At 42.2% G+C, this 24,389-nt stretch carries 27 protein-coding genes; 17 read left to right on the forward strand and 10 right to left on the reverse strand.

What is annotated here, in order from left to right:
• Positions 1-45: 45 nt before the first annotated feature.
• Both phnX and phnW read right to left on the reverse strand, forming a co-directional pair.
• The gene (gene phnX, locus FVA69_RS19405; RefSeq protein ID WP_004907521.1) at positions 46-855 is read right to left on the reverse strand and encodes a phosphonoacetaldehyde hydrolase; all 810 of its coding nucleotides are present in this window, start codon (positions 853-855) and stop codon (positions 46-48) included.
• Positions 856-864: 9 nt separating this feature from the next.
• Positions 865-1,968 (reverse strand): 2-aminoethylphosphonate--pyruvate transaminase, encoded by a 1,104-nt coding sequence (gene phnW / locus FVA69_RS19410; RefSeq protein ID WP_164529234.1) that lies wholly within the window; start codon positions 1,966-1,968, stop codon positions 865-867.
• Between the two features lie 138 nt (positions 1,969-2,106).
• On the opposite strand from phnW, the gene phnR reads away from it, so the two are divergent.
• The 5 genes from phnR (at position 2,107) to phnV (ending at position 6,745) form a co-directional block, all read left to right on the forward strand.
• Complete coding sequence (gene phnR / locus FVA69_RS19415) at positions 2,107-2,826, forward strand: phosphonate utilization transcriptional regulator PhnR (RefSeq protein ID WP_004907519.1); 720 nt, start codon at positions 2,107-2,109, stop codon at positions 2,824-2,826.
• A gap of 127 nt (positions 2,827-2,953) precedes the next feature.
• Positions 2,954-3,967 (forward strand): 2-aminoethylphosphonate ABC transporter substrate-binding protein, encoded by a 1,014-nt coding sequence (locus tag FVA69_RS19420; RefSeq protein ID WP_004907517.1) that lies wholly within the window; start codon positions 2,954-2,956, stop codon positions 3,965-3,967.
• Positions 3,968-3,973: 6 nt separating this feature from the next.
• On the forward strand, positions 3,974-5,083 hold the full coding sequence (gene phnT, locus FVA69_RS19425; RefSeq protein ID WP_109912109.1) for a 2-aminoethylphosphonate ABC transport system ATP-binding subunit PhnT: 1,110 nt from the start codon (positions 3,974-3,976) through the stop codon (positions 5,081-5,083).
• Position 5,084: 1 nt separating this feature from the next.
• Positions 5,085-5,945: a 2-aminoethylphosphonate ABC transporter permease subunit gene (gene phnU, locus FVA69_RS19430; protein WP_109912110.1), complete on the forward strand. Its 861-nt coding sequence runs from the start codon at positions 5,085-5,087 to the stop codon at positions 5,943-5,945.
• Between the two features lie 2 nt (positions 5,946-5,947).
• Complete coding sequence (gene phnV / locus FVA69_RS19435; protein WP_004907512.1) at positions 5,948-6,745, forward strand: 2-aminoethylphosphonate ABC transport system, membrane component PhnV; 798 nt, start codon at positions 5,948-5,950, stop codon at positions 6,743-6,745.
• Positions 6,746-6,806: 61 nt separating this feature from the next.
• Here the strand turns inward: phnV and FVA69_RS19440 are convergent, their stop codons facing one another.
• Positions 6,807-7,163: a hypothetical protein gene (locus FVA69_RS19440; protein ID WP_036958764.1), complete on the reverse strand. Its 357-nt coding sequence runs from the start codon at positions 7,161-7,163 to the stop codon at positions 6,807-6,809.
• 276 nt (positions 7,164-7,439) lie between these two features.
• On the opposite strand from FVA69_RS19440, the gene FVA69_RS21480 reads away from it, so the two are divergent.
• The 6 genes from FVA69_RS21480 to nrdG all read left to right on the forward strand — a co-directional run bounded on the left by FVA69_RS21480 (position 7,440) and on the right by nrdG (position 12,606).
• The gene (locus FVA69_RS21480) at positions 7,440-7,571 is read left to right on the forward strand and encodes a hypothetical protein (protein WP_255456629.1); all 132 of its coding nucleotides are present in this window, start codon (positions 7,440-7,442) and stop codon (positions 7,569-7,571) included.
• A 34-nt stretch (positions 7,572-7,605) separates the two neighbouring features.
• Complete coding sequence (pyrB, locus tag FVA69_RS19450; RefSeq protein ID WP_004907510.1) at positions 7,606-8,541, forward strand: aspartate carbamoyltransferase; 936 nt, start codon at positions 7,606-7,608, stop codon at positions 8,539-8,541.
• 13 nt (positions 8,542-8,554) lie between these two features.
• Positions 8,555-9,019: an aspartate carbamoyltransferase regulatory subunit gene (gene pyrI / locus FVA69_RS19455; protein WP_004907509.1), complete on the forward strand. Its 465-nt coding sequence runs from the start codon at positions 8,555-8,557 to the stop codon at positions 9,017-9,019.
• A gap of 162 nt (positions 9,020-9,181) precedes the next feature.
• Positions 9,182-9,568, forward strand: a complete 387-nt coding sequence (ridA, locus tag FVA69_RS19460) for a 2-iminobutanoate/2-iminopropanoate deaminase (RefSeq protein WP_004907508.1) — start codon at positions 9,182-9,184, stop codon at positions 9,566-9,568.
• 430 nt (positions 9,569-9,998) lie between these two features.
• The gene (gene nrdD / locus FVA69_RS19465) at positions 9,999-12,137 is read left to right on the forward strand and encodes an anaerobic ribonucleoside-triphosphate reductase (RefSeq protein ID WP_109912112.1); all 2,139 of its coding nucleotides are present in this window, start codon (positions 9,999-10,001) and stop codon (positions 12,135-12,137) included.
• Positions 12,138-12,141: 4 nt separating this feature from the next.
• Positions 12,142-12,606: an anaerobic ribonucleoside-triphosphate reductase-activating protein gene (gene nrdG / locus FVA69_RS19470; protein ID WP_004907505.1), complete on the forward strand. Its 465-nt coding sequence runs from the start codon at positions 12,142-12,144 to the stop codon at positions 12,604-12,606.
• Here the strand turns inward: nrdG and FVA69_RS19475 are convergent.
• Positions 12,603-13,040 carry a YhbP family protein gene (locus FVA69_RS19475; RefSeq protein WP_109912171.1) on the reverse strand — a complete coding sequence of 146 codons (438 nt, stop codon included), beginning with the start codon at positions 13,038-13,040 and terminating at the stop codon, positions 12,603-12,605. The two genes, nrdG and FVA69_RS19475, sit on opposite strands and share 4 nt — an antisense overlap.
• 306 nt (positions 13,041-13,346) lie before the next feature.
• Entirely contained in the window at positions 13,347-13,598 is a 252-nt protein-coding gene (locus FVA69_RS19480) for a DUF1471 domain-containing protein (protein ID WP_004907501.1), read from the reverse strand.
• Positions 13,599-13,868: 270 nt separating this feature from the next.
• On the opposite strand from FVA69_RS19480, the gene FVA69_RS19485 reads away from it, so the two are divergent.
• Positions 13,869-14,207: a GIY-YIG nuclease family protein gene (locus tag FVA69_RS19485; protein WP_004907500.1), complete on the forward strand. Its 339-nt coding sequence runs from the start codon at positions 13,869-13,871 to the stop codon at positions 14,205-14,207.
• On the opposite strand, the gene FVA69_RS19490 is transcribed toward FVA69_RS19485, so the two are convergent.
• Both FVA69_RS19490 and ubiT read right to left on the reverse strand, forming a co-directional pair.
• Positions 14,180-14,683, reverse strand: a complete 504-nt coding sequence (locus FVA69_RS19490) for a GNAT family N-acetyltransferase (RefSeq protein WP_004907498.1) — start codon at positions 14,681-14,683, stop codon at positions 14,180-14,182. The genes FVA69_RS19485 and FVA69_RS19490 overlap by 28 nt on opposite strands.
• Positions 14,677-15,201 (reverse strand): ubiquinone anaerobic biosynthesis accessory factor UbiT, encoded by a 525-nt coding sequence (ubiT, locus tag FVA69_RS19495; protein ID WP_004907497.1) that lies wholly within the window; start codon positions 15,199-15,201, stop codon positions 14,677-14,679. Before ubiT ends, FVA69_RS19490 begins: the two co-directional genes overlap by 7 nt.
• A 514-nt stretch (positions 15,202-15,715) precedes the next feature.
• Between ubiT and ubiU the strand changes: the two genes are divergently transcribed.
• From ubiU to FVA69_RS21315, 3 genes are all read left to right on the forward strand, one after another.
• The gene (gene ubiU, locus FVA69_RS19500; protein WP_004907495.1) at positions 15,716-16,711 is read left to right on the forward strand and encodes a ubiquinone anaerobic biosynthesis protein UbiU; all 996 of its coding nucleotides are present in this window, start codon (positions 15,716-15,718) and stop codon (positions 16,709-16,711) included.
• Positions 16,712-16,728: 17 nt separating this feature from the next.
• A complete protein-coding gene (locus FVA69_RS19505; RefSeq protein ID WP_109912114.1) occupies positions 16,729-17,604 on the forward strand; it encodes a U32 family peptidase in 876 nt (291 codons plus the stop codon).
• A gap of 90 nt (positions 17,605-17,694) precedes the next feature.
• Positions 17,695-17,928, forward strand: coding sequence for a hypothetical protein (locus FVA69_RS21315; RefSeq protein WP_198635110.1), 234 nt, complete (start codon positions 17,695-17,697; stop codon positions 17,926-17,928).
• Here FVA69_RS21315 and FVA69_RS19515 read toward each other — a convergent pair.
• The 3 genes from FVA69_RS19515 to FVA69_RS19525 are packed head-to-tail and all read right to left on the reverse strand — an operon-like array spanning position 17,925 to position 21,207.
• Positions 17,925-19,079 (reverse strand): ABC transporter permease, encoded by a 1,155-nt coding sequence (locus FVA69_RS19515; RefSeq protein ID WP_004907491.1) that lies wholly within the window; start codon positions 19,077-19,079, stop codon positions 17,925-17,927. The two genes, FVA69_RS21315 and FVA69_RS19515, sit on opposite strands and share 4 nt — an antisense overlap.
• Positions 19,079-20,224 carry an ABC transporter permease gene (locus FVA69_RS19520; protein ID WP_004907489.1) on the reverse strand — a complete coding sequence of 382 codons (1,146 nt, stop codon included), beginning with the start codon at positions 20,222-20,224 and terminating at the stop codon, positions 19,079-19,081. The genes FVA69_RS19515 and FVA69_RS19520 overlap by 1 nt, the downstream gene beginning before the upstream one ends.
• Positions 20,225-20,235: 11 nt before the next feature.
• The gene (locus FVA69_RS19525; protein WP_004907488.1) at positions 20,236-21,207 is read right to left on the reverse strand and encodes an HlyD family secretion protein; all 972 of its coding nucleotides are present in this window, start codon (positions 21,205-21,207) and stop codon (positions 20,236-20,238) included.
• A gap of 543 nt (positions 21,208-21,750) precedes the next feature.
• On the opposite strand from FVA69_RS19525, the gene FVA69_RS19530 reads away from it, so the two are divergent.
• Positions 21,751-23,436: a sensor histidine kinase gene (locus tag FVA69_RS19530; RefSeq protein ID WP_004907485.1), complete on the forward strand. Its 1,686-nt coding sequence runs from the start codon at positions 21,751-21,753 to the stop codon at positions 23,434-23,436.
• A 19-nt stretch (positions 23,437-23,455) separates the two neighbouring features.
• Positions 23,456-24,172 carry a two-component system response regulator BtsR gene (btsR, locus tag FVA69_RS19535; RefSeq protein ID WP_110731590.1) on the forward strand — a complete coding sequence of 239 codons (717 nt, stop codon included), beginning with the start codon at positions 23,456-23,458 and terminating at the stop codon, positions 24,170-24,172.
• The last annotated feature ends 217 nt before the right edge of the window (positions 24,173-24,389 follow it).

Consider the following 24,389-nt stretch of genomic DNA (forward strand, 5'->3'; position numbering starts at 1 on the left):
ATTCCTACCCTCAACTCAACAAAATGAGTTGAGGGTAACCTATCATTATGGACGTTCACCTTTCGCCAAACGCTGATTGATACAATCAATAACCGATGGCAAATCCGCTAACGTATCAATCACATAATGAGCACCAGCAGCATACAATTTCTCGGCGGCTTGTTGTTTTAACGAGTTAACCGTATCTACAGTCATCTCTTGATACTCTTCCCATGTTTTACCAAACTCATTACCCGAGATAGACAAACCAACACTCCACATCCCGGCATTACGTCCTTCTTCAATACCAGGAACAGCATCATCCACTTTAATACAAGCTGATACGGAGCCGATACCTAACTTAATCACGTTCTGAAGTGCCATCCAAGGCCCCGGTCGCCCACCCGCGGGAATATCATCGCTCGCGACCCAGTAGTCAGGTTGATAGCCCAACACCTTTGCTGCTGGAACTAACTTCTCCATCACGGCACGAGGGTAACCTGAACAAGAACCAATTTTAATGTTTTGGCTGCGTAATGTAGCAATTGTGTCGACAACTCCAGCGATTGGCGCAGCAAAGTCAACCACTTTAGCAATTTGCAATGGCATAAAGGCCGCATAGATTTTATCGATATCCTCACTACTCATTGAGCGGCCAAACTTCGCGTTCCATAAAGCGTCTACCTCAGGCAATTTACCCAGTGCTTCAATATGCTGCCATTTTCCTAGCCCCATAGGAATGCGCGCTTGAGCCAGTGTGATATCCATATCGAACACAGATTTAAATGCTTCAATGAAAATCTGAGTAGGCGCAAAAGAACCAAAATCAACAGTGGTACCCGCCCAATCAAGAATAACAGCTTCAATACGGTTCATTTCTTTCCCTTATTTTTCCCAGTAAATGGCTTTTTCTATTGCTACCAACAAGGCATCAATGTCTTTTTCATAAACTTCACCAATGTTTCCAATGCGGAAACAATCACTTTGCGAGACTTTGCCCGGATAAATGACAAAGCCTTGTGATTTTAAATTTTGATAAAATTGCTTGAATTGGTAATCAGGCGAATTTGGTGAGTAAAATGCGGTGATAATCGGCGAATGGAGACCATCTTCTAACAATGTGGTAAAACCCAATTGACGCATACCAACCACCAGCTTATGTTGATTTTGTCGATAACGTTGAAAACGCGCGGCTACGCCACCTTCTTGAGCTAACTCTTTAAGTGCTTGGGCAAATGCTAATACCGTATGGGTTGGAGAAGTAAAACGCCATTTACCATGGAAATCTTCCATACAGCGCCACTGCGCATACAAATCTAGCGATAATGAACGGGAACGTCCTTTACAGACCTCAAGTGCATCAGCACGAGCAATGACAAAAGCAAACCCCGGAACTCCCTGAATACACTTATTTGCCGAACTAATGAAAAAATCAATGTTAAGCTCAGCAATATCCATGGGAATTCCGCCAAAACTGCTCATTGCATCCACGATATAACATTTTTGATACTGTTTCGCTAACTTCGCGATTTTCTCTATCGGGTTTAAAATCCCAGTCGTGGTTTCACAATGTACCATCGCAATATGAGTGATTTGGTTATCTTGTTGTAATAACTGCTCGACCCGTTGCAGATCAGGCAAAGCCACTTCACCACAATCATAAACACAATGGGCAACACCTAAGCCTTGGGCCATTTGTGCCATTCGAGCACCATAGGCGCCATTACTGATAATCAAAACTTTCTCTTTATCGCCGATAGCACTACCTAAAACAGCTTCAACCGCATAGCTTCCACTTCCTTGAAGTAGTACCGATGAATACCCTGCGTTGGCCGTTGCCAGTGCCACTAATTGTTGGCGAATATGTTGTACAACGCCTAAATTGTAATCATCATCCCATGTGCAGCTATCAAACAACATGGCTTCCTTCACCGTTTTAGATGTCGTGAGCGGTCCCGGTGTTAATAGCAAATAATTATTGTTTGTCATTCAATTCACCTTTGGTCTATACCAGATTGCTATTATAATGGTCGTAGGCGACTCAAAAGGTCAAAGGAAAAGTGTGCGTGAAACAAAAAATTCATATAACTATGTATAATATGATTGAAACAATGATAGGAAATAACCATGAAATTATCAGCGGATGAAACCCCACAATACTTGCTTATCAAAGCCCAATTACAGGAAAGGATTCAAAATGGTTCGTTAAAATGTGGGGATAAACTCCCCTCTGAACGCGAACTTTGCGCCATTTTCAATACTACTCGCGTCACTATTCGCGAAAGTTTGGCGCAGTTAGAATCCAGTGGAGTCATTTACCGCTCTGAACGCCGCGGTTGGTTTGTCACACCTGAGCGCCTCTGGTTAGATCCAACCCAAAATACCAATTTCCATAAACTTTGCCTTGAACAAGGTCGCCAACCGAAGACAGTCTTACTGGATGGAAAAGTCATTCCCGTTCCTCTCGAAGCGATGACTCCCTTAAAACTTCAATCGTTTGAACAAATTTATTTACTCACCCGCCTACGTTTTGCTGATGACAGACCTGTTTGTTACTGTGAAAACCATTGCTTACCTGCTCGCGTTCCTGAGCTGCTACGTTACGATCTCAATGGCAGCCTAACGGAGGTATACGAAGCCCATTTCAATTTAATTTATACCAGCATGCATTTGTCTTTTTACCCAACAGCAATGCCGGCGCAAGCAGCACAAGCACTGGGGGTTACCGTTGGTCGCCCAGCCCTATTGTTGCAGCGCTTAAACTATGACCAACATGGCCGAATTTTAGATTATGATGTTGAGTACTGGCGTCATGATAGCTTGCGCATCGAAGTCGATACTTTGTGATTATTTCTGCCTATAGAAAATAATTTTAGCTATTTATCTGCATTTCATCTTTCTGTCATATAAACCCGTTAGCGTAAAAAACATCTGGTATATACCAGAATACATTTTACCTTAACAGGAGAAAACCATGAAACGCACCTACTTAGCTGGCCTATTAATGGCAACCCTTTGCTCTACCTCTGTTTTTGCTGCTGATGTTGTGACTGTTTACTCCGCTGATGGGCTTCACGATGGCAACAACAGTTGGTATAAAAATCAGTTCGAAGCATTTACCAAACAAACCGGTATCAAAGTACAGTATGTCGAAAGTGGTTCAGGGGCGATAGTTGAAAGGCTCGCTAAAGAGCGTACCAATCCACAAGCCGATGTGCTGATTACTGTTCCTCCCTTTATTCAACGTGCCGCAAAAAACCAGTTATTAGCTGAATTTACGCCAGAAAATGCAGCAAATATTCCTAATTCCAATCACTATTACACACCGTTAGTCAATAATTACCTGACCTTTATCTATAACGCTAAACTGCTTAAGTCTCCTCCTGAAAATTGGGACTCCCTACTCGATTCTCGCTTTAATAATAAACTGCAATATTCAACACCGGGACAAGCAGGGGACGGCACCGCAGTGATGTTACAAGTTTTCCACAGTTTTAATGGCAAAGATGCAGGGTTTGATTACCTCGGTAAATTGCAGGCTAATAACGTTGGCCCATCGGCCTCCACAGGTAAACTCACCGCACTTGTCAATAAAGGGGAACTGTATGTCGCTAATGGCGACTTACAAATGAATTTATCTCAAATGGCACGTAACCCGAATGTCCAAATTTTCTGGCCAAAAGATGCCAATGGGGAACGTAGTGCACTGGTTTTACCTTATGTTATCGGCTTAGTTAACAACGCCCCTGAAACAGAAAACGGCAAAAAGCTGATTAATTTCCTTTTAGATAAACCCTCACAAAGCCGAGTCAGTGAGCTTTCATGGGGAATGCCTGTTCGTTCAGATATCACACCATCTGATAAGCAATACCACACTGCTGTCCAAATGTTAGACGGTGTGAAAACCTGGCAGCCTAATTGGAATGAAGTTGAAGTTTCCCTATCCGATGATATTTCACGTTGGCAAAAAGTCACTGATGGTGAGTAACTTGTGATGTTGATGAAACGAAAAGCCACTACTGCAATGCAGCAAAACGAGCACTCAGGGATCAAACTCGAGTCTTTGCGGGTGTCCTACCACAACAATGTGGTATTGAAACCCTTGGATCTCACTATCGACCCCGGTGAAATACTCGTCTTAATCGGCCCTTCAGGATCGGGGAAAACCACTGTATTACGTGCTATTGCCGGGTTTGCTCAACCTGATAGCGGGCGCATCTTATTAGGTGATATGGATATCACCCACCTTCCCCCCTACCAACGTGGACTTGGTATGGTTGTACAAAACTACGCATTATTTCCCCACATGAAAGTGGAAGAAAATGTGGCATTTGGCTTACGAGCTCAAAAACAACCTAAAGCACTCATTAATGAGCGAGTCGTTGAAGCCCTTAAAATCGTCGGAATGACGGATTACGCAACCCGCTACCCTCACCAACTTTCAGGAGGTCAGCAACAGCGAGTGGCGATTGCTAGAGCGATTGCCGTAAGGCCTCGTGTTCTGTTACTCGACGAACCACTTTCCGCGCTAGATGCGCAAATTCGCCATAATATGGTTGAAGAAATCGCCCGGTTACACCGTGAACTACCTGATTTAACCATTCTTTATGTGACCCATGACCAAACGGAAGCTCTCGCGCTTGGTGATAAAATTGGCATTATGAAAGATGGCTATTTAGTCGCACATGGTGAGAAAAATGCCTTATATCACTGCCCCCCCAACCGTTTTGCAGCTGAGTTTTTAGGCCGAGCCAATATTCTAGCCGCGACAGCACTTGGCTTTTCAACAACTCCCGGAAAAGTAAATGTCAGTTGTGGTGGAACATTGCTGGAAGCTCATACATTAGGTATGCGAGCTGGCACCCACAAATGGGTGTGTATCCGCCCACAACACATTACGCTAGTACAAAACGCCAATACCACCAATCAATTACAAGTCACATTAACGTCTATTCGTTGGCAGGGGGATTTAACGCATTTAATTTGTGATGTTGCGGGTGAAACCGTGAGTGTTGCCATCACCCATTTGGCCTCACCGCCTAAAATCGGCGATAAACTCACCTTATGGTTTTCACCAGTAGATACCGTTTTAATTGAGGAATAACATGTCACATATTAGCGTGCCAAAAGGTTCATCAATAACAATAAAGCCCATTTATTGGATATTACCGCCATTACTGGTGTTAGCTACGCTGTTTTTTTATCCCTTATTGTTGATAGCGCAACAAGCACTACAAAATGAGGCGGGAAAATGGGGGTTAGACGCATTTTGGCAACTTATTGAGTCAAAGCGCTTTATTAATGGGTTATGGAACACACTCTACATCGCCATTTTGGCCACTTTAGGTTGCCTTGTGATAGGTAGTATCTTATCACTGATCTTAGTGTTTATTCCTTTCCCGGGAAGTCGTTTTATCACGCAAGTGATTGATACTTTTATTGCTCTACCGACCTTTTTGATTACACTCGCTTTTACCTTCATTTATGGTTCTGCAGGGCTACTCAATGGCACCTTGATGGCATTGTTTGATTTCGAATTGCCGCCCGTTGAGTTCCTTTATTCAATTCATGGCGTGATCTTAGCAGAAATTACTGTTTTTACCCCTTTGGTGATGCGTCCCCTTATGGCGGCACTGCGCCAAATCGACAAGAGCCAATTAGAAGCCGCCAGTATTTTAGGCGCACATCCTGCACGGGTTATCGCGCAAGTTATTTTCCCAGCAGCACTTCCCGCTCTATTAGCAGGGGGTAGCCTGTGCCTGCTGTTAACCACCAATGAATTTGGCATCGTACTGTTTATCGGGGCGAAAGGCGTCAATACCTTACCGATGATGGTCTATAGCAAGGCAATATTAGAGTCAGATTATGCCGTAGCATGCATGATTGCCTTAATTAACATCTTGCTTTCACTCGGGTTATTTTTTCTCTACAGAATGGCAACCACTCGTCTTGGTGTAAGGAATTAATTATGTTGATTTGGTCTAAAAAAGGACGAGTTACTGCTACTATCATTGCCATCAGCTTATTTAGTTTATTGTTTTTACTGCCTTTAGTGATGATTTTAATGTCGAGTTTCAGCCGCCAATGGAATGGCATTTTGCCTTCAGGCTTTACTTTTGAACATTTTGTTAACGCATTTAGTGGGCCAGCTTGGGACGCCATGTTATCCAGCCTAGTGGTTGGTTTTAGTGCCAGTCTATTTGCGCTGTTTTGTGGGCTTTGGGCTGCGTTAGCATTAAGAAGACACAGTGGGAAAATACAAAAGTGGCTGAGTATTGCATTTTACCTCCCCAGCGCCATTCCTTCTGTTTCTATCGGGCTTGGGATCCTTGTGGCATTCAGCCAAGGCTATTTACAGATGAACGGCACCTTTTGGATTGTATTTAGTGCCCATTTTGTGTTGATTTCGGCTTTTACTTTTAGCAATGTTTCCACTGGCTTAGCACGTATTTCTCCCGATATAGAAAACGTAGCTTTTAGCTTAGGCGCTTCCCCTTGGTATCGTTTATGCCATGTGACCTTACCACTCTTGATGCCATGGATGATTTCAGCACTGGCATTAAGCCTCTCACTGTCTTTAGGGGAACTTGGCGCCACGATGATGTTATATCCCCCCGGCTGGGCGACATTACCTGTTTCAATTTTCAGTTTAACCGATAGAGGCAATATTGCAGATGGTTCGGCACTAACGATTGTATTAGTTTCGATTACATTATTACTAATGATGAAATTAGAGAAAGTAGCGAAAAGACTTGGGCAAAAATAAACGTTGTCATGCTAAATAGCCAAGTAAACTGCGCCTACTGGGCTATTTAGCTGCTTGTATGCTATTCCCACATATACTTATCTTTTTTTGTCCAGCCTTTAGACACCATGCATTCCAAGTAATAATTATTACGGGTGTCTTCATTGACATCAATCACATAGCTTTCCATAACTGGTGTTTGTTCTTTATAAGTTTTGTCTTTGCCACAATCATCATCTTTTTTGCATTTTTTTTCGACATAAGACATAACAGAGCGCTGCGCAACTTCATTTTTGATTGGGTACAAATGAAGGGCTTCAGGTTTACAAACTGCATTCGCCTCAGCTTGAGTGAATTTTGAACCGCCGGAAACAGGTACCCAAACAGATGAACAGCCAGAGAGAAGGAATGCCAATAGAATAAAAAGTCGTGATTTCATAATGATCATATTTAATTAAAAAGAAAAATTATCTTACTCGCACATAAAATAAGTGTAAATAAATGTACTGTATATTCAATCATGTGATTTAATTTTGGTTTAAAAAACACCAATACTCAGCGCATTCCCTATTGAGAGATACTATTTCTCCCATTTTTCAGTTAGTTCAAATATTCACCAAAACGCAAAAATAAAAAAAATGTATTTTTCTTTATGCAAACGCTTGCGTCATGGAATCAGATGCGTATAATGCGCCACAATTTGCCGGGAGAAACCATGAACGTTGCTGCTCTATTTTTTACAGAGAACACCTCCACTGCACTGCCTTCTGGCGGTCTGGACAGCCTGTTTTTCCCCTTCTTATTTATAAAAAAGCCCCTCAATGAGGGGCTTTTTTTTGGCCTATAGACCTAATATGTCTTGCTGACACAGGAGAACAACAATGCCGAACCCTTTATACCACCGCGATATCATCTCGATTAATGATTTAGACCGTTCAGATCTTGAATTAGTACTTAACGTCGCTGCTTCATTAAAAAAGCAGCCACAACCCGAGTTCCTAAAACATAAAGTTATCGCAAGCTGTTTCTTTGAGGCCTCGACACGCACGCGCTTGTCATTTGAAACAGCTATCCACCGTTTAGGCGCTTCTGTTGTTGGCTTTTCTGACAGCACCAACACCTCCCTCGGTAAAAAAGGGGAAACATTGGCCGATACTATCTCTGTTATCAGCCAATATGTGGATGCTATCGTCATGCGCCATCCGCAAGAAGGTGCCGCTCGCCTCGCTAGCCAGTTTGCAGGCCATATTCCTGTCATTAATGCAGGCGATGGCTCGAACCAGCATCCGACGCAAACATTACTCGACTTGTTTACTATCCAAGAAACGCAAGGCCGTTTAGAGAACCTACAAATTGCCATGGTTGGTGACTTAAAATATGGTAGAACCGTGCATTCTCTTACACAAGCACTGTCTAAATTTGAAGGTAATCACTTCTACTTTATTGCTCCCGAAGCGCTTTCAATGCCAAACCATATTCTGCACATCTTAGAAGAAAAAGGCGCAACCTACAGCCTGCACAATAACATTGATGAAGTGATGCCAGAACTCGACATTCTGTATATGACTCGCGTACAAAAAGAGCGTCTCGACCCTTCTGAATACGCGAATGTGAAAGCCCAATTTATTTTAAGTGCCGCTGACCTGCATTGTGCAAAACCGAATTTAAAAGTCTTACATCCATTACCTCGAGTTGATGAAATCGCGGTTGATGTAGATAGCACCCCATATGCTTATTATTTTCAACAAGCAGGCAATGGGATTTATGCAAGGCAAGCATTGCTATCACTGGTTTTAAATAAAGAATTGGCTATCTGAGGAGGAAATCATCATGACACACGACCATAAATTACAAGTTGAAGCAATCAGCCACGGTACAGTGATTGACCACATTCCTGCTCAAATTGGCTTCAAATTACTCAAACTGTTCAAACTGACCAAAACGGATGAGCGCATCACCATTGGTTTAAATTTACCTTCAAGCAACTTAGGCAAGAAAGATATTATCAAAATTGAAAATACCTTTTTAACTCCTGAGCAAGCTAACCAATTAGCTATGTATGCCCCTGAAGCCACTGTGAATCGCATTGAAGATTACCAAGTGGTCGAAAAGCTTGAACTCACACTGCCTCAGTATATCGACAATGTGTTAATTTGCCCAAATAGCAACTGTATTAGCCATAATGAGCCCGTATCAAGCAGTTTCCGAGTGAAAAAAATCGGCAAAGAAGTCGCACTGACGTGTAAATTCTGCGAAAAAGAGTTCGATAGAGACGCTGTGATCAATAACCAGTAGGTTGTTTTTGCGTAGACTGCGGTGTTGTCTAGGTGCAATCCATGTTTATAATAGCGCCTAATACCCCATAAAGTTATACTCAAAGTCACACCAAGCCACAAACACTGCTGTGGCTTGCCACATGATGAGTATTTTCTCTTTACGTGATGAAACGGAGTAGTTATGTCATACGAAATCAATACAGAAAACGCACCAGCAGCGATCGGTCCTTACGTTCAAGGCGTAGATTTGGGTAGTATGGTTATCACATCAGGTCAAATCCCTGTTGACCCTAAAACCGGTGAAGTGCCTGAAGATATCGCAGCACAAACTCGCCAATCACTGGCTAACGTAAAAGCAATTTTAGAAAAAGCTGGCTTAAGTGCGGCTAATATCGTGAAAACAACGGTATTTGTAAAAGATTTAAATGACTTCGCGACAGTGAATGCCACCTATGAAGAGTTTTTCAAGCAACATAATGCACCATTCCCAGCTCGCTCTTGTGTTGAAGTTGCTCGTCTGCCAAAAGACGTAAAAATTGAAATCGAAGCAATCGCAGTACGTAAATAACGATTAGTTCGAGCCAAACACCCCATGCTTTGAGTGGGGTGTCTTTATTTTTTCCGCTGATTTTGTCACCCCAAACGTATTACCGTCCTCATAAAACTTCCCGATTGTACACTATAACTCTACTTTTCCCGTTTTCCGCTGATGGAAATTCGATTACACACACTTTATTTGCATGATTAAAATGAATCCTAGTAACTGAAAAGATTTATTTCCTCTGCGCTTTTGATCTTCATACAAATTATTTTTTTCTTTGTTTTAAATCAAATGTTAGCGATCTAAATAAAAGCAATATCCCACATATTGTGCTTTAATTACACCAATTGACACAACATATAGTATTTATTCACATTTTATCCACAGATTAGTACCCGTGATAAACATGGCGAATAGCTGAAGTCGTATTGTGGATAACTTAACAAGGAGAATGCCCGTGGGAACGGTTGTTATTAAAAGAGATGGTTGTCAGGTCGGTTTTGACCTTCCACGAATTCAGGAAGCCGTTAAACGCGCAGCGGCTGCTGTGAATGTTAAGGATGACGATTATTGTCTTCAGGTTGCTTCTGTCGTCACAGAACAACTTTGCAGCCGTGACCGAGTGGATATCGCTGACATTCAAGATGCGGTTGAAGACCAACTAATGGCCGGGCCTTATAAAGACTTAGCTCGTGCTTATATTGAATATCGCCACGATAGAGACAGCGAACGTGAAAAACGCAGCCAATTGACTCATGACATTCGTGGGCTAATCGAACAAAGTAACGTCTCTTTACTCAATGAAAATGCCAATAAAGACAGTAAAGTGATCCCGACACAACGCGATTTACTCGCGGGTATTGTCGCTAAACACTATGCAAAACAGCATATTTTACCAAGAGATGTCGTTATCGCACACGAACGCGGTGAAATTCACTATCATGACCTCGACTATGCTCCCTTCTTTCCAATGTTTAACTGTATGTTAATTGACCTTGAAGGCATGTTAACTAACGGGTTTAAAATGGGAAATGCCGAAATAGAGCCGCCAAAGTCTATTTCAACCGCAACAGCCGTTACTGCACAAATTATTGCCCAAGTTGCAAGCCATATTTATGGGGGCACAACCATTAACCGTATTGACGAAATTTTAGCGCCATATGTGGCAATTAGCTTCGAAAAACACCTAAACGTCGCCAAAGAATGGGGAATTGCAGACGCAGAGGGTTATGCACACAGCCGCACCGATAAAGAGTGTTACGACGCCTTTCAATCTTTAGAGTATGAAGTTAATACACTTCACACTGCGAATGGCCAAACCCCATTTGTCACCTTTGGTTTTGGCCTTGGAACCTCTAAAGAAGCACGATTAATTCAGCAATCTATTCTGAAAAACCGCATTGCGGGCCTTGGCAAAAATCGTAAAACGGCGGTTTTCCCTAAGCTCGTATTCGCAATTAAAGATGGCCTAAACCATAAATTGGGTGACCCTAATTACGACATAAAACAACTCGCTTTAGAGTGTGCCAGTAAGCGCATGTACCCCGATATTCTTAACTACGACCGTGTCGTTGATGTTACTGGATCATTTAAAACGCCGATGGGCTGCCGCAGTTTCCTGGGGATCTATGAAGAAAATGGGCAACAAATTCACGATGGGCGCAACAATTTAGGCGTTATTAGCCTCAATTTGCCTCGTATTGCTATCGAAGCACAGGGCAGCGAAGATGCGTTTTGGGCATTACTGGATGAACGTTTAGCCATTGCCAAAAAAGCCTTAATGACTCGCATTGCCCGTTTAGAAACCGTAAAAGCGCGTGTTGCCCCAATTTTGTATATGGAAGGCGCCTGCGGAGTTCGCTTAAAAGCGGATGACAACGTTGCTGAGATCTTCAAAAATGGTCGCGCGTCCATTTCGTTAGGTTACATTGGGTTGCATGAAACCATCAATGCACTTTTTGGCACACAAACCCATGTCTATGATGACGAAAAATTACGTGAAAAAGCTGTCGAAATTGTCAACCACTTACGCCAAGCCACTGATGAATGGAAAGCCCAAACAGGCTATGGTTTCAGTTTATACAGCACACCAAGTGAAAACCTATGTGACCGCTTCTGCCGTCTCGATACCGCTGAATTTGGTGTGATACCAGGTGTTACCGACAAAGGTTACTATACAAACAGCTTCCATCTAGATGTTGAAAAACAGGTGAATCCTTACGATAAAATTGATTTTGAAGCGCCTTACCCTGCACTCGCGAATGGCGGTTTTATCTGTTATGGCGAATATCCAAACTTACAACATAATGTTAGAGCCTTAGAAGACGTGTGGGACTACAGCTATCAACATGTGCCTTATTATGGTACTAACACACCCATTGATGAGTGTTATGAATGCGGTTTTTCCGGTGAGTTTTCCTGCACCAGCAAAGGCTTTACCTGCCCTGCTTGTGGTAACCATGATACTAACCGAGTTTCGGTTATCCGCCGTGTGTGTGGCTATTTAGGCAGCCCAGATGCAAGACCATTTAATGCAGGTAAACAAGAAGAAGTAAAACGCCGTATTAAGCATTTAGGTAACGGTCAAATAGGTTAATACTATGAATTATCACCAATATTATCCTGTTGATGTCGTCAATGGCCCCGGAACTCGCTGTACACTGTTTGTGGCAGGGTGTGTTCATCAATGCCGTGGTTGTTACAATCAAAGTACATGGCGAGTTGATTCAGGTGTGCCATTCACCCAAGAAATGGAAGATCAAATTATCCAAGATTTGCAAGACACGCGTATTCGTCGACAGGGTTTGTCCCTGTCGGGCGGAGACCCGCTACACCCAGCCAACTTGCCTGCGGTGCTCAAGTTGGTTAAACGCGTAAAAGCCGTTTGCCCAGATAAGGATATTTGGTTATGGACAGGATACATATTGAGTGATTTGACGCTTGAACAACAAAAAGTGGTGAGTTTAGTTAATACCGTAATTGACGGTAAATTTGAACAGGATTTACATGACCCACGCTTAATTTGGCGCGGTAGCTCCAATCAAGTGATCCACAAATTGCGTTAAATTTGGCATTCCCAATGTAGTTTGGTACCAAAACCTAATTTGTTATCGACCATTTTGACATTCCGCAAGTGAAGCTGCCAAACAGGCAGTTTCGCTACTAATGCCACAGGGAAACGACGACAGTAAAAACCGCGGGCAAGCCGTTCTTCCTCACCTTCTAATATTTTAATTTCACCTGTAAATTGAATACCTTGTATTGCATTAACGGCTTTGGTTTGCGCTGATATTGTGCCAGCCACTTGCGGGTTAGCCACCATCAATTGCCCATGCCTTGAATTCGCGTCTGTCATTAAAACCAGGCACATCGTTTTCGCATCAAATGCATAGTAACAACTGGCAGGCCAGATATCATTGTTATGGTGAGTAAAAAGAGAGAAAACGTGTTGGCGGGCAATATAGCGCTGGATGTGCTTTAAAGTTTGTTCAGGCGTCATAGCGGTTTCCATGTAAACCCGTTCAGAACAAGCTTTTGGGGGATTCCCCTTAAGCTTGCTTAAACCGTTCTGAACGTAGGCATAAAATTCGCTATTACTATACTCTAACTAGCTGAAATATTAACCTAAATATTTTTAGGCCTATACGCCAACTAAATTCGAGTCATTACTCTAAATAATTGGAGTTGTAGCTAGGCGGCAAGTGAACGAGGCGCTAGGAGCATACATAAGTATGCGACTAGTGCGAATGAACGCGGCCAACAACGCTACGGCTCGAAGTATGACGAGTAAATATGACGAATAAATTTATTTATAGATAGCCGCGGTACCATTCATTGAGTTTTCACCACCAGCAGAAATCACACGGAATGAAGTTGCACCAGCTTCATCAGCTTTTTTGGCTAATTGTGCGGTCAGGTCATTGACACTCACTGCACCTGTTACTGAGACATAACCCGCAGCTGGCTGACTAGTATGTTGAACTTCTTCAGCAGCCATTGAACCGAATGATGCAGCACCTAAAGCTAAAGCAGCAGCAAATAATGTTGATTTTTTCATTGTATATTCCTTCTTGTAAACTTGATTTTTAGTTGGGATTTTTACTGTCCCTCTGTGATATGGATCATATTATGCGCTTTAGTTTGAAAAGAAAATTAGCTAATTTTGCTATAGTTATTCAAATAATTTGAATCATAACTTAGATTGAGGTTACAAATTTGTGACAGTTTCATATCATTTTTTATTTAAATTTTAATATGTTATAAATATCTTACTTAACGAATATATTCGTTGTTCACCCAATATTTTTCCCTTATAAATCAGCACAGAATGATAAAAACAACACTAAATAATAGCCAATTAGAACAAAATGACTGGTATCTTTACTTGGTGAGAGAGAAAAATAACGCCTTGTATTGTGGTATCACCACCAATGTGCAACGTCGTTTTGAGCAACATAAAGCAGGAACAGGGGCAAAAGCATTGAAAGGGAAAATGCCACTGACATTAGCATTCTCGTGTTTTATTGGTTCTCGTTCAGCAGCGTCGAAAATAGAATATCAAGTTAAGCAACTGAATAAAAAAACAAAAGAAAGGCTGGTCATAGACCAGCCCGATGACTTAGTTAACTACTTAGCTAACTATAAATTATTGAAGTGTGAAGAGTAAGTCACCAAACCTTGGTGTTCTCCAATTTCACCATTCTCTAAGCCACAAACCAAAAAATGAGCTTGTTGTTCAGGCCATTGGCAGCTTATACCGTGACTTGCAGCGGGTTCAAAACCGAAGCGCGAATAGTAGCGTTCATCCCCCAGTACAACGACTGCACCATAACCAAACTCATTGAGGCTATCTAACCCTTCATAGACCAGTTTTTCTGCAATCCCTTGGCCTTGATGCGCTTTATTTACCGCTAATGGTGCAAGGCCAACCCATTGCACGTCTTCATCGTTAACGTCGACAGGCGTGAAGCCTACATAGCCAATCACTTCACCATCATCATTTGTTGCCACAACCCCGAGAGTTAGCAAACCATCCTCACGTAAATGTTGAACAAGATTAGCTTCTGCTTCAGTTGGAAACGTTTCACGCAATAATTTATCAATACCCATTGCGTCGACAGGGATTTCAACTCGAATTAGCATGAAGTTAACGCAGGCGACTTATGCTCTACGTCCTCACTTTCATGCACGGTTTTAATTACATCAGCCAATTGTAATAAAGCAAAACGCAACGGAGCTGGCATATTTTCGAGTTCAAAAGCATCCATTAAGTTTTTCACATAGAGGCCAAGCTCTGTATCCCCTTCAATCACCAACCTACGTTGGAAAAAGAGCGTATCAGGGTCTTCTTTACGCGCGGCGATCAGTACTAGATCATTCGCATTACCACTCACACTAACATCAGCCTCTGCATGCTGTTTGACGGACAGTTGGCCACCTTGCAAACTGATAAACCAGACTAACGCTAAGTCACGAACTTCAACCTTTAGCCATTTGTCTTCGAGAAAATCAAGTTCCCCTTCTTTCACTGATTCACGAAATTGCCAGCTTAGTAATTGCTCAAGAACTTGGCGCTGCAATGCGAATGGGGTTACTTTTAAAGGCAGTTTCAAAAATGAAGGGCCTTTCGTGATGAGTTGAGAACGAATTTTACCTAACACAGTACTGACTCCCGTAGTAATTGTCTGCCCGTTTTCGTGTAACTACTTAACAGCAGTAGCAGCTCGAATTATTTAGGGTAACATATTGCATATTTAGACGATTAAATTTTCGACGCTAATAACCCCATTTATTGAAGCCATTAACCTAACATTTGACTCACGATAAGTTATCTTGCCAAAAAATGTTATTATTGGCTTGATCCTATATCAATTTTTGCCCATCCCGCCAATATTTATTTCTCACTTCCCATGGATAAAAAATCATCCCTAATTACCTATCCGTTCCAATAAACGATCAAAAACTAGTCATAAATAATTCATATCCCCTATTTATAAAACTTATCCTCTTTCATTTGGTAAAGTTGCTTTATTACCCACCAGCCCCCTTATTTCCCTAACGACCTTAATTAACGAATACTGATATCCATTAACAATTTCTCTGCTCTAAATCAAAATCTATAACAGTTCTGTTGACTAGAATGTCAGCTGTTAAATTTTACACAGGGATAGGACAATGGAATTACTCTGCCCCGCAGGGAATTTGCCCGCTTTAAAAGCGGCGGTCGATAACGGCGCTGATGCCGTTTATATTGGACTAAAAAATGATACCAATGCACGGCATTTCGCAGGACTTAATTTTACTGAAAAAAAACTGCATGAAGCTGAGCGTTATATCCATAACCGTAAACGAAAATTACATATTGCGATTAATACGTTTGCACATCCTAATGGTTACGAACGTTGGCAAAACTCCGTCGATCTTGCCGCAGATCTTGGTGCTGATGCCTTGATCTTAGCCGATATTGCCATGTTAGAGTACGCTGCAAATAAATACCCACATATTGAAAGGCACGTTTCTGTCCAAGCCTCAGCGACCAATACTGAAGCCATCCGCTTCTATGAACGTAATTTCCAAGTCCACCGCGTTGTCCTTCCACGTGTGCTATCTATTCACCAAGTAAAACAATTAGCCAAAAATAGCCCTGTGCCACTGGAAGTGTTTGCTTTTGGTAGTTTATGTATCATGGCTGAAGGGCGCTGCTATCTGTCTTCTTATCTCACAGGTGAGTCACCAAATACGGTAGGCGCATGCTCTCCAGCCCGTTTTGTTCGTTGGCAACAAACGGAAGAAGGAATGGAATCACGCCTCAATAATGTGTTGATAGACCGTTACCAAAAAGATGAAAATGCAGGCTACCCAACGCTATGTAAAGGACGTTATCTTGTCGATGAACAGAAATATCATGTCCTTGAAGAGCCTACCAGCCTCAACACCATTGAATTATTACCTGAACTGATGGCAGCAAATATTGCCTCTGTCAAAATTGAAGGCCGCCAGCGCAGTCCTGCTTATGTGACTGAAGTGACGCGTATTTGGCGCCAAGCCATCGACCGCTTCAAATCCAACCCTAACAATTTTGTCACTGACCCGAAATGGCTAAAAGCGTTAGGTGGGCTGTCTGAAGGAAGCCAAACCACATTGGGTGCCTATCATCGTAAATGGCAGTAATTTAAAAGGTAAATATCATGCAGTACTCGTTAGGATCTATTCTTTATTACTGGCCAAAACAAACGCTGGAAGATTTTTATCAACACGCCATGCAAAGCGACGCTGATATTATTTATCTCGGTGAGACGGTGTGTAGTAAACGCCGAGAAATGAAGCCCAATGACTGGATAGAACTCGCACAACAACTCGCCAAGAGTGGCAAACAAATTGTTCTGAGTACCCTTGCTCTTCTTCAAGCTCCTTCCGAACTTAAAGAAATCAGCAAATTAGTTGATAATGGCGAGTTTCTCGTTGAAGCCCATGATTTTGGTGTGATCAACATGTTAGTCGAAAGAAACCTTCCTTTTGTCGCTGGTCACGGTTTGAATTGCTATAACGCACAAACCTTAAATATTCTGTTACGCCAAGGTATGGTGCGCTGGTGTATGCCTGTAGAGTTATCGCGTGACTGGCTGGTTAATTTGCTAAATCAGTGCGATGACATCGGTATTCGTGGCAAATTTGATGTTGAAGTAATGAGCTACGGTCACTTACCACTTGCCTATTCCGCACGCTGCTTTACTGCGCGCTCTGAAAATAAGCAAAAAGACGAATGCGAAACTTGTTGTATAAACTACCCACAAGGGCGCAAGGTGCTTTCTCAGGAACATCAGCAGGTGTTTACGTTGAATGGTATTCAAACGCTCAGTGGTGCTTGCTATAACCTTGGCAATGACCTGTATTCAATGCATGACCTTGTGGATATTGTACGCATATCCCCTGAAGGTATTGAGTCACTTGAGATATTCAAGCAATTTAAAGCGAATGAAAATGGGGATATTCCATTGAATATTTCAGATAAAAATTGCAATGGTTATTGGCGACAAATTGCAGGATTGTCGATGGTGCCTTAAATCAATTACCCACCTTATAACCACCTATCCTCAGGTACAATGCATTTGCATTACACTGAGGATAGACTGGAAAGTTTTGAGGTAAATAAAATGATTGATATAGACCCAAGCACCGTGTCTTTACGTGCAAAATCCCACCTTACCGAATGCAGCCAAACAACTATCCCTGCGGCTATACATGATGCCTATCAAGTATTTGCCTCAATGCTAAGTACAGGTAGCCCTCCTGATGACTGGGAAACCTTAAGCCAAGAAGCAAAAATGGCAACAAAAGCCGTTGATCCCAACTCAGCAATAGGTTTCCTACTCAAAAATAACGGTTAATGCCGATGCCTGCGCCAACGGTTAAACATATGGCTAATATGGCGTAATTCTCCATCTCGGAGCATACCAATGAATACCCCAATAACCGTGTAAATAACGCCTAAAATCAACATCATCACGATATCCATAAGTACATCACTAAACGGTAATCCCATTTGGTTAAGGCCTGCCATGGCGTTTGTAGCCCATGTAGATGGTAATGCAGAGGCAATCATACGTACCCAATCAGGCATCGCCTGTAGTGGCCAAATCGTGCCTGACATATAAAACACCGGGGTGGTAATAAATGCCAAAGTTAAGTAAATCATTTCAACACTGCGCAAACATTCCGTCACTAACTTGCCAAGCCCTAAAACAGCTAATAGGAATGGGAACGTGAACATCCAAATTACATACAATGGCGCTTCTTGTCGGTAGCCCAATACCCATGGCCAAAGCGCGAAAAATACAGTGGATAAAAATAACCAGATCGGAATTAAAGCAGATAACGCCCCTAAATAAACGGCTAATGGCGGCTTTCCTTTAGGCGTAGAACGCACCGCGATACTGACTCGTACACAGGCAATCAGTAAGGAGTGCTGCAATAACATCACCAATAAGCCAGGAAAAACGATCGCTGCAAAGCTGATCCCTGGGTTATACAATGGCTCAGTTTCACTGCGGATAGGGGTAATAATCACTTTAGCCTGCTCTTGGCTATAACCTGCTTTAGTGAGTAATTGGGTGTTATAAGCATTGAGCAGGGTTTGGTAGGCTTTTGATAACTCTTGCTGAATTTGCCCACTCGCTAGCCGGTTGGTTCCATCGCCATACACTGGCACCGTGATATTTTTACCGCTCAGTAAATGTTGTTGGAAATCCGTTGGAATGATAATTATCGCGAATAGTTTTCTCGCGATCATATCTTGACGCGCTTGAGCAAGGTTATCATAACTTTGCAATTCCACTTTCGGTGTCGCATCGAGGTCACGGATTAACTCGCGGCTTGCTGTGCTGTGATCCATATCAATCACAGCAACAGGTAAATCCCAAAGAACGGGCTTTGCATAAACTAAGCTCATGACGCACAGAGAAACCAACAATAACAGCCACATCGGTTTTTCCAGCATTCCCAGTAGCACTTTACGAAAGGTTGCAAAATAAATAGCCATCAGACAACCCCTCCTTGGTTTTCTAACCGTTTGACTAAACGCTTACGAATTAAAAAGCCAATGACAAATGGGTAAATCAATAAGAATAGACACACTTGAACAATGCGAGCAAAGGAAATCTCCCGCAAGAAAATATCAAACATGGCATTTAACGTATGTGTAAGTGGTTCAATATTCGAAATAATTTGTGCAGGCAATATCATTGACAGTTCCGGTACCGCCATACCCGAAAAGGCCAAAGCGATACTCACCAGCATCCCTATCAAGCTATACGCCATAATGGCACTTGAGGTAAAACTAAACAGCAATAAACCAATACTCTGCGCTGCTATGACATAGAAAAACCCTAATATAATCATATACAACGGGTTTCCTACCACTTTAGCATCAAAAATAGTAACTAATGCCGCAATCTCTACAGCAAGTAATATACTGAAAAATAAGGTATAAGGGGCTAACTTCCCAAGTAACGCCATCACAAACGGTTTAACACTTTGTAAGGTAGAACCTCGTGACATCGTATAGATTGTTGCGGTAACAACAAACAGCTGGAGCATATGAATGGTTGCAGCAAACTGCTGATAATAAATATAACTACCGCTCGGGTTAAATAAACTGTCATAAGAAAGTGTCACTTGGGCTAACGGAGGCAACGCCTTTCCCATTGACTTGGCCATTTCTTGGCGATACTTCGCATTCAGCTCTGCCACTAACCCACTAAAATCTTGAATCGCATAACTGCCTGATGCATAGAAGAGCGCATTATAATACATACGTAGCTCAGGTTGACGCCCCCGTAAGACATCTTCTTCGAAGTTATGAGGAATGTACAATAACGCGTAATCTTTTGAACTACCGAGTCTTTTTAATGATGTACTGAGATTGTCATCAATGGTTTTCACATCCGCATGTGGACCCGCATCGAGGTCACGAATAATTTGCCGAGACACTGGGCTATGGTTATTGTCCACCACAGAAACGGGTAAATCCATCAATGTCCCCTCTGAAAAGTTAGCACTAACTAACGTAAACAGCATTAATGGAAACAGCCAGCTTAACCAATGAAAAACAGGGCTACGAATAGCCATTTGGGTTTCACGGCTAAAGGCGTGCTCAAAACCGTGCCAAGCGAACTTAAATTTCATGGCAACACCTTTTACTTATCCCAGTGCCATAATACACTCATACCAGGCCTTAGCCCTTCAATCGGCTCTACAGGGTATAAACGAATTTCAAATGTTTTTAAATCGAAGTCACCGGTTGCACGTGTCGCTCGTTTTGTCGCATAGTCACCTTTCGGTGCGATATAGCGAACCTCAGCCTCAATTAACTTATTCCCCAAGGCAGGCACATCAAGTTGCACTTTGTCGCCTTTTTTCACATCAACTAAAATATCTTCACGCAAGTTATAGACAAAATAAGCTTGAGGAAGTCGAATTAATGAAATTAAAGGACTACCGGCATTGAAAAGTTCACCTATTTCAGCAGGAATAGGGCCAACTTCGCCATCTACAGGGGCTTTTACTTGCAAGTCATCAATTTGTACTTGGATTTCAGCAAGTTTATGTTCTGCTTGTTGTAATGCCGCTTCATATTGTTGGCGTTGCTCTATACGGTCACCATGTAAGCCCTCATCTAAGCGCGCTTTTGCACTTTGCACTTGCGAAAAAGCCACATCTTTGGCTTTACGTGCATTATCAAGCTCATTCGCGGAAACATACCCTTTACCTTTCAAATTACTCAAACGAGCATATTCACGAGACGCATTTTGATATTGAGAATTGGCTTGTGATAATGAGGCTTGTAAATCGCGGATGGTTTCAACACGAGTCCCATTCATGGATTGTTCTAGTTGCGCTTTTGCTTGGTCTCTCGCGGATTTCGATGCCTCATATTGCGCTTGCAGTTCTGGGCTCTCTAGAGTTATCAGTAATTGCCCTTGTTTGACATCATCGCCACGCTCTACGTGGCGTTCTATCACTCGTCCTTTTGCCTTCGAGGTGACGATTACCTCGGGTGCATCCACCTCTCCCTGTAACAATAAATATTGGTTATGGGAATGAAAAAGTGCCGCTGCTGCGATTAAGATAAGCATCAGCAAAATCAGTGCTATTGTTCTTTTTTTCATTATTTATGTGAACCTTAAATAATAACGGGGGAAACTATCATCCCTAGAGTATGACAAGAAAGTTAAATACAGCGTTAATAAATTCGTGCGCAAGATCACGAAAAGGTAGGACATTGACTAATATTGAAGCGATTTCTACCTTATGTCAAATAATGATGAGTGCACTTTTCTCAAATGCCGATTACTTAGCCAATGACTTACGGTATAATGACTAGCCAAATAAATACTAAAAATAGATAACAATAGTAAATAACTCAACCCCAAATAAGAATCCCACAACGTGAACACGACGAGCCATGCTCTAAATAATTCGCGATGTGGGTAGGCGGCAAGCGAGACTATCTTGGGAAGCATACATCAGCATGTGACCCGAGTAGGCGAGAGCAGCCAACACCCCCACAACGTGAAACATAACGAGCCATGCTCTAAATAATTCGCGATGTGGGTAGGCGACGAGGAAGCGAGACCCTAGGAGCATACATCAGTATGTGACTAGGGCGAGATGACGAAGTCAACACCCCCACATCACGAATTATGACGAGCATGTACGAATTTGATTTAATATTACTCCTACTCCAGCAAATGTGTGTCTACCTCGTTATTGCTTGGGCGCTTAGCCGCACACCATTAGTTATCCCTCTTCTGAAGGTGACCATCCGCTTACCGCATAAAGTCATGTGCTACCTGATTTTCTCGGTATTTTGCATTATCGGTACTTATTTTGGTTTGCATATCAATGATTCTATTGCCAATACTCGCGCTATTGGAGCCGTACTTGGCGGCCTATTAGGCGGCCCTGTGGTCGGCTTTGCTGTCGGTTTCACTGGTGGGCTGCATCGTTATTCATTAGGAGGGATGAGCGCCTTTGCTTGTATGGTCTCGACCATTGTTGAAGGATTGATTGGCGGGTTAGTTCATCGTTACTTTATGAAACGTGGCGAAATTAATAAAATTTTTAATCCTATGATTGCCAGTTGTGTCACTTTTATCGCTGAAATCATACAGATGCTAATTATTTTATTGCTGGCGAAACCTTTCGATGAAGCGCTAGAACTCGTTAAAAATATCGCTGCACCGATGGTGATCGCGAATACTATTGGTGCGGCAATGTTTATTCGAATTTTACTCGACCGCCGTGCGATTGTTGAGAAATACACTACCGCGTTCTCTGCTCAGGCACTAAAAATTGCTTTAACGACTGAAGGGATTCTGCGTAAAGGCTTTAATGCTGACAACAGCATGAAGGTCGCTAAGATTATTTATCAAGAGTTAGAAATTGGTGCTGTCGCCATTACAGATCGTGAAAAAATACTCGCGTTTATTGGCATTGGCGCTGACCACCATCGACCCGGGACACCGATTTCGTCAAGCCAATCAAGGCAAGCTATTGAGAATAATGAAGTCGTCTATGCTGACGGCAATGAGACTCCGTATAAATGCTCATTAAGCCCCACCTGTAAACTCGGCTCTGCGTTAGTGATCCCATTACGCGGAGAAAACGAAAAAGTGATTGGTACCATTAAACTGTATGAAGCGAAAAATAGCCTGTTTAGTTCCATAAACCGTACTCTCGGTGAAGGAATTGCCAGCTTGTTTTCTGCACAAATTTTAGCGGGCCAATATGAACGCAACAAACAATCATTGTTGCAATCCGAAGTTAAGCTGCTTCACGCTCAAGTAAATCCTCACTTTTTGTTCAATGTGCTCAACACTCTGCAAGCCGTGATCCGCAAAGATAGCCAACAAGCAGGCCAGCTTGTGCAGTATATTTCGACGTTTTTCCGTAATAACCTAAAACGGCCCGAGCAAAGTGCCACACTCGGCGAAGAAATTGAACATATCAATGCCTATTTACAGATAGAAAAAGCCCGTTTTCAAGAAAGCTTACAAATTCATATTGAGATCCCTGATGAAGTCAAACAGGTTGAACTGCCTGCATTTACCCTACAACCATTGGTTGAAAATGCAATTAAACATGGCACCTCACAGTTATTAGAAACGGGTTATATTACAATACGTAGTTATATCGGCAGTGAACATGTGTATATCGAAATAGAAGATAACGCAGGGCTGTATAAGCCTGCAAAACAGTCTGATGGCTTAGGGATGGGCTTAGTCGATAGGCGCTTACGTTTAAAATATGGTGAGCAATATGGCATCAGCGTAGAACACGAGCCAGAAAAATTCACCCGAATGAAAATTCGCCTGCCTTATTTGGCTACAACATAATAATGATTAAATTACCTCTATGAATGTATTGATTGTTGATGACGAACCTCTTGCACGGGAAAATGTGCGTTGCCTGCTCGAAGAACACGATGATATTGAAATTATTGGCGAATGTGCCAACGCAATAGAAGCGATTGGCATCATCCATAAAAAAAAGCCTGATGTGGTCTTTTTGGATATTCAAATGCCACGCCTAACGGGTTTAGAAATGGTACGCATGCTAGATCCAGAAGACCGCCCTTATATTGTCTTTCTTACCGCTTTTAATGAATTTGCCATTCAGGCTTTTGAAGAACATGCTTTTGATTACTTGTTAAAACCCCTTGAAACAGAACGATTAGAAAAGACCTTAAACCGCCTACGCCAAGGCAAGCAAAAACAAAATCTAGAGCTGTTAAGTAACAATGAGCCACTAAAATTTATCCCTTGCACTGGCCATAGCCGTATTTATTTAATGAAACTTGATGAAGTGCTATATGCCACCTCGCGAATGAGTGGCGTGTATGTAATGAGTACGCAAGGATTGGAAGGTTTTACAGAGCTCACTTTACGAACCTTAGAAACTCGAACACCTTTAGTGCGCTGCCATCGCCAATATTTAGTCAATATGACCCAATTAAACGAAATTTTATTTGGTGACAGTGGGCAAGCGGAGTTAGTACTGAGCTCAGGTGAGCGCATTCCTGTTAGCCGTCGTTATCTAAAACCACTAAAAGAGGCATTGGGGTTAGCTTAAAATCATAATATGAAAAATTGTTCTCTAATATGTATAACAATTTGAAAACACAACAATCAGATGCTTTATTAAAACTGATTATGGCCGCTAAAAATAACGTGGATAATAATCGTATAATGACAGTTAGTGAAGCTAGAAGAAGGTTGATTGAAAGAAGGGCTAAACAAACTTAAATAAAAAAACCCGCACTTCAATGAAATGCGGGTTTTGTGTTTTA

Origin of the sequence: Providencia sp. PROV004 (assembly GCF_011045615.1) — a bacterium.
Taxonomy (GTDB): domain Bacteria; phylum Pseudomonadota; class Gammaproteobacteria; order Enterobacterales; family Enterobacteriaceae; genus Providencia; species Providencia rettgeri.

Bases quoted from the DNA above. Each gene is read 5' to 3' on its own strand.
- phnX (WP_004907521.1), bottom strand. From the start codon at position 855: ATGAACCGTATTGAAGCTGTTATTCTTGATTGGGCGGGTACCACTGTT.
- phnW (WP_164529234.1), bottom strand. From the start codon at position 1,968: ATGACAAACAATAATTATTTGCTATTAACACCGGGACCGCTCACGACA.
- phnR (WP_004907519.1), top strand. From the start codon at position 2,107: ATGAAATTATCAGCGGATGAAACCCCACAATACTTGCTTATCAAAGCC.
- FVA69_RS19420 (WP_004907517.1), top strand. From the start codon at position 2,954: ATGAAACGCACCTACTTAGCTGGCCTATTAATGGCAACCCTTTGCTCT.
- phnT (WP_109912109.1), top strand. From the start codon at position 3,974: ATGTTGATGAAACGAAAAGCCACTACTGCAATGCAGCAAAACGAGCAC.
- phnU (WP_109912110.1), top strand. From the start codon at position 5,085: ATGTCACATATTAGCGTGCCAAAAGGTTCATCAATAACAATAAAGCCC.
- phnV (WP_004907512.1), top strand. From the start codon at position 5,948: ATGTTGATTTGGTCTAAAAAAGGACGAGTTACTGCTACTATCATTGCC.
- FVA69_RS19440 (WP_036958764.1), bottom strand. From the start codon at position 7,163: ATGAAATCACGACTTTTTATTCTATTGGCATTCCTTCTCTCTGGCTGT.
- FVA69_RS21480 (WP_255456629.1), top strand. From the start codon at position 7,440: ATGAACGTTGCTGCTCTATTTTTTACAGAGAACACCTCCACTGCACTG.
- pyrB (WP_004907510.1), top strand. From the start codon at position 7,606: ATGCCGAACCCTTTATACCACCGCGATATCATCTCGATTAATGATTTA.
- pyrI (WP_004907509.1), top strand. From the start codon at position 8,555: ATGACACACGACCATAAATTACAAGTTGAAGCAATCAGCCACGGTACA.
- ridA (WP_004907508.1), top strand. From the start codon at position 9,182: ATGTCATACGAAATCAATACAGAAAACGCACCAGCAGCGATCGGTCCT.
- nrdG (WP_004907505.1), top strand. From the start codon at position 12,142: ATGAATTATCACCAATATTATCCTGTTGATGTCGTCAATGGCCCCGGA.
- FVA69_RS19475 (WP_109912171.1), bottom strand. From the start codon at position 13,040: ATGACGCCTGAACAAACTTTAAAGCACATCCAGCGCTATATTGCCCGC.
- FVA69_RS19480 (WP_004907501.1), bottom strand. From the start codon at position 13,598: ATGAAAAAATCAACATTATTTGCTGCTGCTTTAGCTTTAGGTGCTGCA.
- FVA69_RS19485 (WP_004907500.1), top strand. From the start codon at position 13,869: ATGATAAAAACAACACTAAATAATAGCCAATTAGAACAAAATGACTGG.
- FVA69_RS19490 (WP_004907498.1), bottom strand. From the start codon at position 14,683: ATGCTAATTCGAGTTGAAATCCCTGTCGACGCAATGGGTATTGATAAA.
- ubiU (WP_004907495.1), top strand. From the start codon at position 15,716: ATGGAATTACTCTGCCCCGCAGGGAATTTGCCCGCTTTAAAAGCGGCG.
- FVA69_RS19505 (WP_109912114.1), top strand. From the start codon at position 16,729: ATGCAGTACTCGTTAGGATCTATTCTTTATTACTGGCCAAAACAAACG.
- FVA69_RS21315 (WP_198635110.1), top strand. From the start codon at position 17,695: ATGATTGATATAGACCCAAGCACCGTGTCTTTACGTGCAAAATCCCAC.
- FVA69_RS19515 (WP_004907491.1), bottom strand. From the start codon at position 19,079: ATGGCTATTTATTTTGCAACCTTTCGTAAAGTGCTACTGGGAATGCTG.
- FVA69_RS19520 (WP_004907489.1), bottom strand. From the start codon at position 20,224: ATGAAATTTAAGTTCGCTTGGCACGGTTTTGAGCACGCCTTTAGCCGT.
- FVA69_RS19525 (WP_004907488.1), bottom strand. From the start codon at position 21,207: ATGAAAAAAAGAACAATAGCACTGATTTTGCTGATGCTTATCTTAATC.
- FVA69_RS19530 (WP_004907485.1), top strand. From the start codon at position 21,751: ATGTACGAATTTGATTTAATATTACTCCTACTCCAGCAAATGTGTGTC.
- btsR (WP_110731590.1), top strand. From the start codon at position 23,456: ATGAATGTATTGATTGTTGATGACGAACCTCTTGCACGGGAAAATGTG.